Source organism: Bacillus sp. 16GRE42, assembly GCF_019837435.1.
Lineage (GTDB): Bacteria > Bacillota > Bacilli > Bacillales > Bacillaceae_G > Bacillus_A > Bacillus_A wiedmannii.
In genome coordinates, this window is the sequence record NZ_JADAXF010000008.1 from 80,029 (window position 1) to 88,826 (window position 8,798).

Below are 8,798 nucleotides of genomic sequence, written 5' to 3' on the forward strand. Positions count from 1 at the left end.
CAATTTCAGATGTTCTTTTTCAACACAAAAATACCCCTTTAGATAACATATCTAAAGGGGTACCGATTCATATATTTATTAACCTACCAATCTCCTACTCAACAGTAACAGACTTAGCTAAGTTACGTGGCTTATCAACGTCACACTCGCGGTGAAGTGCTGCATAGTATGAGATAAGTTGGAATGGAATAACTGCTACTAGCGGTGCTAGTGCTTCGTGTACAGCTGGTAATACGAAGCTGTCACCTTCCATTTCTAAGCCTTTCATTGAGATGATACATGGGTTAGCTCCGCGTGCTACTACTTCTTTCACGTTACCACGAATTCCAAGGTTTACGTGCTCTTGTGTAGCAAGTGCGATAACTGGTGTACCATTTTCAATTAAAGCGATTGTACCATGTTTTAATTCTCCTCCAGCAAATCCTTCTGCTTGGATGTAAGAGATTTCTTTTAGCTTTAACGCACCTTCTAATCCTACGTAGAAGTCTACGCTACGTCCGATGAAGAAACAGTTACGAGTTGTTGCTAAAAATTGTTTTGCTAATGCATCCATTTCTTCTTTTTGATCACAAAGTTCTATCATTGCATTTGCTACAAGTCCTAATTCGTGTGTTAAATCGAAATCAAGAACTTCGCCTTTCGCTTTAGCAATGTCCGCAGCTAAAATTGAAAGTACTGCAAGCTGTGCTGTGTAAGCTTTCGTTGATGCAACTGCGATTTCTGGTCCCGCGTATAACGGAAGTGTATAATCAGCTTCACGAGAAAGCGTAGAACCAGGTACGTTTGTAATCGTTAATGCTTTATGACCCATTTCATTCGTTTGTACAAGTACTGCACGGCTATCAGCTGTTTCACCACTTTGTGAAATGTAAATGAAGAATGGTCTCTCTGTTAATAATGGCATGTTATAAGAGAATTCACTTGCTACATGCACTTCAACTGGCATTTTTGCAAACTTCTCGATAAATTGTTTTCCAACAAGACCTGCATGATAACTCGTTCCACATGCAATGATGTAAACACGATCGCTATCTAAAATCGCATTGCGGATGTCTTGATCTAATTCAATCTCGCCATTTTCATCTTGATACTTTTGAATTATATTACGGATTACAAGTGGTTGCTCATCGATTTCTTTAAGCATGAAATGAGGGTATGTTCCTTTTTCAATATCACTTGCGTCTAATTCCGCTGTAAACGGTGCACGTTCAATCGTTTCACCTTGTAAGTTTTTAATTGTAATACTTTCTTTCGTTACGATTACGATTTCTTTATCCATTAACTCAATAAATTGATCTGTAACTTGTAACATCGCCATAGCGTCGCTCGCCACAACATTAAAGTTGTCACCAACACCTACTAATAGCGGGCTTTTGTTTTTAGCAACATAAATCATGTTTGGATTTTCAGCATCAAGTAATCCGATCGCATAAGAGCCATGTAAAAGAGATAGCGTATTACGGAACGCTTCTTCTACACTTAATCCTGTGCTCACTTGTTGTTCCATAAGCTGTACGATAATCTCTGTATCAGTTTCACTTACGAACGTTACATCTTGTAAATATTCTTTTTTCACTAATTCATAGTTTTCAATTACACCGTTATGAACTAGTGTAAAACGTTTTGATGTACTTTGATGCGGATGCGCGTTTACTTTGCTTGGAACACCATGTGTAGCCCAGCGTGTGTGACCGATTCCCACGCTTGCCGCTACGTTCTCATCTACGATTTCGCGAAGTTTTGCAATACGGCCTTTTTCTTTGTATACAACAACACCGTTCTCTGTTTGTACTGCAATACCTGCTGAATCATATCCACGATATTCTAGCTTTTCTAAACCTTTTAATAAAATTTCCTTTGCATCTTGTTCTCCAATAAATCCTACGATTCCACACATGTTTAGTCGCCGTTACAAATGCTTACATTGCTCTGCGAACATGTAACGACATAGTCCGATACCATTTTTATTTATACTAAAAAACGGATTACATATTGCTAGCCCTGTAAGCTTGTAACGGCTTTCACCTTCCTCTCGATTGGGTTTAAGTCCGTATATACTTATACAGCTAGTTTTCATCCGTTCCCTTTCTCTCATCACACTTTCACCTTTGTCCACTAAGTCACCTTAATGATTTAAGTAAAAGCTTGCGGTTGTGATGAACAACCGGGAGTCATCCGCCGAAATCTCGATAAACTCCACCTCGTCAACTACACTACTTGTAGTTCTGGCGCTTTTATAATTTACAATATTTCCTTTGAGAAAAAGAACAAGACCATCTTATAACAAACATGGATAAACCGTCAATGAAATTTTTTTCATCGTCTATAAAACATATGAAAAAGGAGCACTTCTTGTGCTCCTTTTCAATAAATTCATCAAATTATTCAGCGCCAACTTCAGCTTTCACAACTTCTACAATACGATGTACATATGCGTCACACACTTCTTGTGTTGGTGCTTCTGCCATTACACGAATAAGTGGCTCTGTTCCAGATGGACGAACAAGAATACGGCCATCACCGTTCATTTCTTCCTCTACAACACGAATAATTTCTTTAATTTTTTCATTTTCTAATGCTAGTTTTTTATCTGTTACACGAACGTTTACTAGTAATTGTGGGAATTTTGTCATCTCACCTGCAAGCTCAGATAATGGTTTTTTCGTCATTTTCATGATGTTTACCAGTTGAAGTGCACTTAACATTCCATCACCAGTTGTAATGTAATCAAGTAAGATAATATGACCCGATTGTTCTCCACCTAAGTTGTAACCACCACGCTTCATCTCTTCCATTACGTAACGGTCACCAACTGCTGTTTTATCACTTGTGATATTGTTAGCTTCAAGTGCTTTGTAGAAACCTAAGTTACTCATAACAGTTGAAACGACTGTATTATGCTTTAGTTGACCAGTTTCTTTCATGTACTTCGCACAAATAAACATAATTTGATCGCCATCAACGATGTTTCCTTTTTCATCTACAGCGATTAAACGGTCACCATCACCATCAAAGGCAAGACCGATATCAGCGCCTTTGTCTTTTACTAATTTTGCTAATACTTCTGGATGCGTAGAACCTACTCCATCGTTAATGTTCATACCGTTTGGTGAAGTTCCCATTGTTGAAATATCAGCCTCTAAATCCGCAAATAAGTATGGAGCTAAAGAAGACGTAGCACCATGCGCACAATCTAAAGCGATATGTAAACCAGAGAAATCTTCCTCTACAGTTTGTTTAATATATTGTAAATATTTTTGTCCGCCTTCAAAATAATCACTCACTTGTCCAAGATTCGTACCTGTTGGACGTGGTAGTTCATCAACTTCTTTGTCTAATAAAGCTTCAATTTCTGCTTCTTGCTCATCTGTTAATTTAAAACCGTCTGAACCGAAGAATTTGATTCCGTTATCCTGTACTGGATTATGAGATGCAGAAATCATAACACCTGCTTGTGCATCTAACGCTTTTGTTAAATAAGCAACGCCTGGTGTAGAAATAACGCCAAGGCGCATTACTTCTGCTCCAGTTGATAATAGACCCGCTACTAAAGCTCCTTCTAACATATGTCCTGATATACGTGTATCACGGCCAATAATTACTTTTGGACGATCTGTATCTTTTGTTAATACATAACCACCAAAACGTCCAATTTTGAACGCTAATTCAGGTGTTAACTCCTGGTTCGCAACCCCGCGTACTCCATCTGTACCAAAATATTTACCCATTATGATTCGCTCCTTTTTCTGGCTCTTTTTGATTATCTACTGTTGGCTCTTGACTAGTTTCTTTTGTTGGCTCTTGACTAGTTTCTTTTTCTTTATTTTGTTCCTGTTCCGTGTCAGGCTTAGGTTCAGGTTCAGGATTTTTTGGTTTTTCAGTTTGATTATCTTGGTTATTATTTGAATCCGGTTTTTCACCGTTCCCCTGTACTTCTTTATCTGGATTTTCTTTCTTCACAATTGTGACTTTAGCACTTTTTTGCTTTGGCTCTATTGAAATATTACCAGGACCGCTCACTTGAATAGAAACATCCTTCGTCCCCGGAGATACATTTTGCAAATTAATGGCTGCTGTTATTTGAGCAGCTGTTATTTTATCTACTATACTTGTTTCTCCTGAAATATCAACGCTTATCTTCCCATCTTGCGGCGAAAGTAGCTGGGCCGTAACATCTTTAGAAAGTCCATTTTTTTGAATTGATATACCATCAATCGTTCTTGTTTTCGTTTGTTTTGTTTTTTGTACTCCTACCGAAACCTTCACTTGATTCGGTTTTGCACTTGTTACACCCTTTGGCAATAAAACAGAGGTATCGAATGTTGTAGACTCTGTCAATTGACTAAGATCTACTTCGACCCCCTCTATCGATTGTATATTATCCAAGATATCCTTTGGACCTGCTATCGTTACTTCTCTCGGCTCAATGCTAATATTTGTAACGGCCAATCCTTCTGGTAAACTCCCCTTTTTCGTATACGTTACAGGAACAGTTTTTTCAGTATTATTGGCCGTAGCTTGCGTCGCCACATTCAATGTTACACTAATTTTAGATGGACTCGTTCTTACATTTAAACGTTTTCCTTCTTTATTGTATAATGTAACTTCGACTGTTTTTGTAACAGTTTTATTAACACCTTTTAAATCAATATACGCCTTAGCAGATGAAATACTTTCAATTTCTTCTTTCGTCCCAACTACCTCAACAGTATCAGGTTTAATGTTTGATTTTTCGAGAGTAGAACCCGCTGGCATTTGATCCTCATTTGATAATTTTAAGTCTACATGAACGTATTTTCTCGCTTTTTCATGTAGAGTAATTTTAATTGTTGATGGCTGAACTGTTCCTTTCACATCATCTGGAAGCCCGTTCGTTTTCAAAGAAACTTCATAAGTTCCTTTTTCGCTATCTCTCAAATCAACTGGTATATCAAATTGTTTTTTTGCTTTTGCTGTAGCAACTGCTGCTTTTGGGCCCTCTAACTTCACCTTAACGCCCTCTGACGGAATACCACTTACAATATATTTTTCTTCATCATACTTAAGGTTAATGGCATAATTAGTTAAGGTTTCTTTCGCATCATTTGCGAAAGGTATTATCCCCGATGTCGTATTTTTTTCAGTTAAAGTCGCTGACATAAAAAGCATACACGCCAATAGTAATGAGATCCCTTTTAGAAACCAATGATTCTCCATTAACTTATCCATGACGCTTTCTCCTCCAATTCCATAAAGACGAAGAAGTCGTTTTTTCGTTCGCACTAAATTCAGCTAACAACATATCTTTCAGTTGTTCTGTCTTCAAATCACGATGCAACTTACCATTTTTCGTTAAAGAAATTTGGCCAGTTTCTTCCGACACAACTACTGTAATACTATCAGTAACTTCACTAACTCCCATTGCAGCGCGATGCCTAGTTCCTAACTCCTTAGAAATAAACGGACTTTCCGATAACGGAAGATAACACGCTGCTGCTTTAATGGTACTTCCTTGCATAATAACCGCTCCATCGTGAAGAGGTGTATTAGGAATGAAAATATTAATAAGTAATTCCGATGATACGTGTGCATTTAGCGGAATACCCGTTTCCACATAATCACCCATACCGGTCTCTTTTGACAAAGTAATTAATGCACCAATTCTACGTTTCCCCATATATTCCGTTGCTTTCGCTATCGCTGTTGCAACGATTTCAGGTTCATCATCCTCATGAGTTCCAACACGCGAAAATAAACTCCCGCGTCCTAGCTGCTCAAGTGCTCTTCGCAATTCTGGCTGGAAAATAATAATAACGGCTAAAAATCCCCACGTTAATACTTGCTCAGTTAGCCAATAAAGCGTATGCAATTCAAGGAAAATACTGATCATCCGAACGACAATAATAACTGTAATCCCTTTTAAAAGTTGAACAGCTTTCGTCCCTCGAATTATGAGAATTAGCTTATATATAATAAACCATACAACGGCAATATCTAATACCGTACTAAGATATTTCAAAATGGTCGTATCTTCAAAAGGCATGCTAACCCTTCCTCCTACTTACGAGCAATTCTATCCATATATTGAAATATTGTTTTATGCTCTATCTGTATGTATTTCCAACAACTAGTTAATTATACCATACATGAAACAAACGACAATTACAAACAACCCTCCTTTAGTCTAAATTGGTAAGATGTCAAACATTATTATCGTACAGTATAATATAAATCATTATTATACGCTTATTTTCAAATAAAAAAAGCAACTTCTCAGTTGCTTTTCTTACATTTATTTTAGTTTTTCACCGAATAAAGAACCCATTAAAGCAACTGCTGTTGTTGCCGTTCTGTTTCGCTCATCTAAAATTGTGTTTACTTCAACAAACTCAGCAGATGTAACAATATCAGCTTCCGCTAACATTTCCATTGCTAAATGGCTTTCACGATAAGATAGGCCACCAATTACAGGCGTGCCAACTCCTGGTGCATCATGAGGATCAAGACCATCTAAATCTAATGATAAATGTACACCATCAGTATGAGATAAATAAGCGATTGTTTCTTCCATAACAGCCGTCATACCCATACGATCAATCTCGTGCATCGAGAATACTTTAATACCTTCATTGCGAATAAAGTCTTTTTCTCCTTCATCTAATGCACGTGCACCGATAATTACAACATTCTCTTTTTTCACCTTTGGATATGCCCCGTATAAATCTACAAGCGTTTGATGTCCATACCCTAGACTTGCTGCAAGTGACATGCCATGAATATTTCCAGATGGTGAAGTTTCTTCTGTATTTAAGTCACCATGTGCATCGTACCAAATAACACCTAAATTTTTATAATGTTTCGCAACACCAGCTAATGTACCAATTGCGATACTATGGTCACCACCTAATACAAGTGGAAAACGTCCCTCTTCTATAATATGATCCACCTTACTTGCTAATTCGTTACATACAGTTGCAACCTGTGTAAGGTTTCTTAAGTTTGTATTTACATCTACTTCTTTTTCTCTCTCTATACGTATATCTCCTATATCTTTAACGTCATATCCAATTTCTTCAATTCTTTCAATTACGCCTGCATAACGGATTGCACTCGGCCCCATATCTACCCCACGACGCATCTGTCCTAAATCCATTGGAACTCCAATAACTGAGATTTCTTTTTTCATAGATAGTATCCCCCTTTTATGCCTTCACTAAATATTTTAAATCTTTTATATAGTCTGACTCAACTCGACATTTTTCTGTATGGATATACAAATCATTCACTTGTATTCGCCTTAAAAACCCAATTTCAAGACTATTCTATGTATAAAGTTAACTTAATGAAACAACTACCATCATTATTATTAAATAATAATAAAAAACACTCCTACATTTAGAAGTGTTTTTCTGATGCTATTTTCCATACTGCGGCAATATTCTTTGCTGTCATTTCGATATTCTCTTCCGCTACTTTATATGCCTCTTCTAATGTCATAGGACTCGCTGTAATACTAAATACTGCATCGATTCCTTTTTCATGAACAGCTGGATAATTCGGAGATACAGATCCTCCAATAGCAATGACAGGAATACGAAAATGCTTTGCACGCTCCGCAACACCTACAGGGGCCTTTCCATATGCTGTTTGTTCATCTATTCTCCCTTCGCCAGTTATAATTAAATCTGCACCTTCTATATGCTTATCAAAATTTGTATAGTCTAATACAATTTCAATTCCTCTCCGCAAGTTTCCCTTTAACACTGCAATAACAGCTGCTCCCATTCCTCCTGCGGCTCCTGCGCCAGGTATTTTAGATACGTCGCAAGATAAGTATTGTTTAAGGATATTCGCATAATGCTTTAAATTCTCATCCAGCTCTTTCATCATCTCTGCATTCGCACCCTTTTGCCTCCCAAATACGAAAGATGCTCCCCTTATTCCAACTAACGGATTATCTACATCACATGCTGCTTCTATCTTTATATGCAGTAAGCGTGAATCCATGCATGAAAAATCAATAGCGACAATCGAATGTAATGTTCCTCCAGATGGCTCTATTACTTCCCCTTTTCCATTTATAAACCTGACCCCTAAAGCTGACAGCATACCTGCTCCACCATCATTTGTAGCACTTCCGCCAAGTCCTAAAATAATGTGCTCAGCTCCTTCGTCTAGCGCATGTAGTATAAGCTCTCCGGTTCCTTTAGTCGTTGTAATAAGTGGGTTTCGCTTTTTAACCGGAACATGTTGTAATCCTGATGCTGCTGCCATTTCAATAAACGCTGTCTTTTTATCTTTAGACATACCGTAAAAGGATTGTATACGTTCTCTAAGCGGCCCTGTCACATGAAGAGGTATCATTCTTCCATCAGTAGCATCCACAAGTGAATCAACCGTTCCTTCACCTCCATCTCCAATTGGTATTTTTACGTACTCTGCTTTAGGAAAAATTGCTTCAAATCCTCTTTCAATAGCTTCACATACTTTTATAGCTTTTAAGCTTTCTTTATATGAATCAGATGCAATAACAACTTTCACAATTATCCCCATCCTTTATTTTCGCGTTTTCTCCATTTTAAATGACAAATATGAAAGTTGTCTTTTTAAACACACAAAAAAAGCTTACATCATATGATGTAAGCTTTTCTATTAGATGGAGCCTAGCGGGATCGAACCGCTGACCTCCTGCGTGCAAGGCAGGCGCTCTCCCAGCTGAGCTAAGGCCCCTTAGTAATGAAGCGGAAGACGGGATTCGAACCCGCGACCCCAACCTTGGCAAGGTTGTATTCTACCACTGAACTACTTCCGCGAAAATG

At 37.8% G+C, this 8,798-nt stretch carries 7 protein-coding genes and 2 tRNA genes; all 9 read right to left on the minus strand.

What is annotated here, in order from left to right:
* Positions 1 to 94: 94 nt before the first annotated feature.
* On the minus strand, positions 95 to 1,897 hold the full coding sequence (glmS, locus tag ILS93_RS26635; RefSeq protein ID WP_064474420.1) for a glutamine--fructose-6-phosphate transaminase (isomerizing): 1,803 nt from the start codon (positions 1,895 to 1,897) through the stop codon (positions 95 to 97).
* 12 nt (positions 1,898 to 1,909) lie between these two features.
* Positions 1,910 to 2,095 (minus strand): hypothetical protein, encoded by a 186-nt coding sequence (locus ILS93_RS26640; RefSeq protein WP_064474421.1) that lies wholly within the window; start codon positions 2,093 to 2,095, stop codon positions 1,910 to 1,912.
* Positions 2,096 to 2,381: 286 nt separating this feature from the next.
* Complete coding sequence (gene glmM / locus ILS93_RS26645; RefSeq protein WP_000521485.1) at positions 2,382 to 3,728, minus strand: phosphoglucosamine mutase; 1,347 nt, start codon at positions 3,726 to 3,728, stop codon at positions 2,382 to 2,384.
* A complete protein-coding gene (locus tag ILS93_RS26650) occupies positions 3,721 to 5,208 on the minus strand; it encodes a CdaR family protein (RefSeq protein ID WP_088048205.1) in 1,488 nt (495 codons plus the stop codon). The genes glmM and ILS93_RS26650 overlap by 8 nt, the downstream gene beginning before the upstream one ends.
* On the minus strand, positions 5,201 to 6,022 hold the full coding sequence (gene cdaA, locus ILS93_RS26655) for a diadenylate cyclase CdaA (RefSeq protein ID WP_064474423.1): 822 nt from the start codon (positions 6,020 to 6,022) through the stop codon (positions 5,201 to 5,203). Before cdaA ends, ILS93_RS26650 begins: the two co-directional genes overlap by 8 nt.
* Before the next feature lie 249 nt (positions 6,023 to 6,271).
* Entirely contained in the window at positions 6,272 to 7,165 is an 894-nt protein-coding gene (rocF, locus tag ILS93_RS26660; RefSeq protein WP_000711562.1) for an arginase, read from the minus strand.
* A 209-nt stretch (positions 7,166 to 7,374) separates the two neighbouring features.
* Positions 7,375 to 8,520, minus strand: a complete 1,146-nt coding sequence (locus ILS93_RS26665) for a glycerate kinase (protein ID WP_064474424.1) — start codon at positions 8,518 to 8,520, stop codon at positions 7,375 to 7,377.
* Positions 8,521 to 8,636: 116 nt separating this feature from the next.
* Positions 8,637 to 8,709: transfer RNA gene (locus ILS93_RS26670), tRNA-Ala, on the minus strand.
* 10 nt (positions 8,710 to 8,719) lie between these two features.
* Positions 8,720 to 8,791, minus strand: a tRNA-Gly gene (locus ILS93_RS26675).
* Positions 8,792 to 8,798 lie beyond the last annotated feature (7 nt).

Excerpts from the sequence above, each read along its gene's own strand:
- glmM (WP_000521485.1), bottom strand. The coding sequence starts at position 3,728 with ATGGGTAAATATTTTGGTACAGATGGAGTACGCGGGGTTGCGAACCAG.
- ILS93_RS26650 (WP_088048205.1), bottom strand. The coding sequence starts at position 5,208 with ATGGATAAGTTAATGGAGAATCATTGGTTTCTAAAAGGGATCTCATTA.
- ILS93_RS26640 (WP_064474421.1), bottom strand. The coding sequence starts at position 2,095 with ATGAGAGAAAGGGAACGGATGAAAACTAGCTGTATAAGTATATACGGA.
- cdaA (WP_064474423.1), bottom strand. The coding sequence starts at position 6,022 with ATGCCTTTTGAAGATACGACCATTTTGAAATATCTTAGTACGGTATTA.
- rocF (WP_000711562.1), bottom strand. The coding sequence starts at position 7,165 with ATGAAAAAAGAAATCTCAGTTATTGGAGTTCCAATGGATTTAGGACAG.
- glmS (WP_064474420.1), bottom strand. The coding sequence starts at position 1,897 with ATGTGTGGAATCGTAGGATTTATTGGAGAACAAGATGCAAAGGAAATT.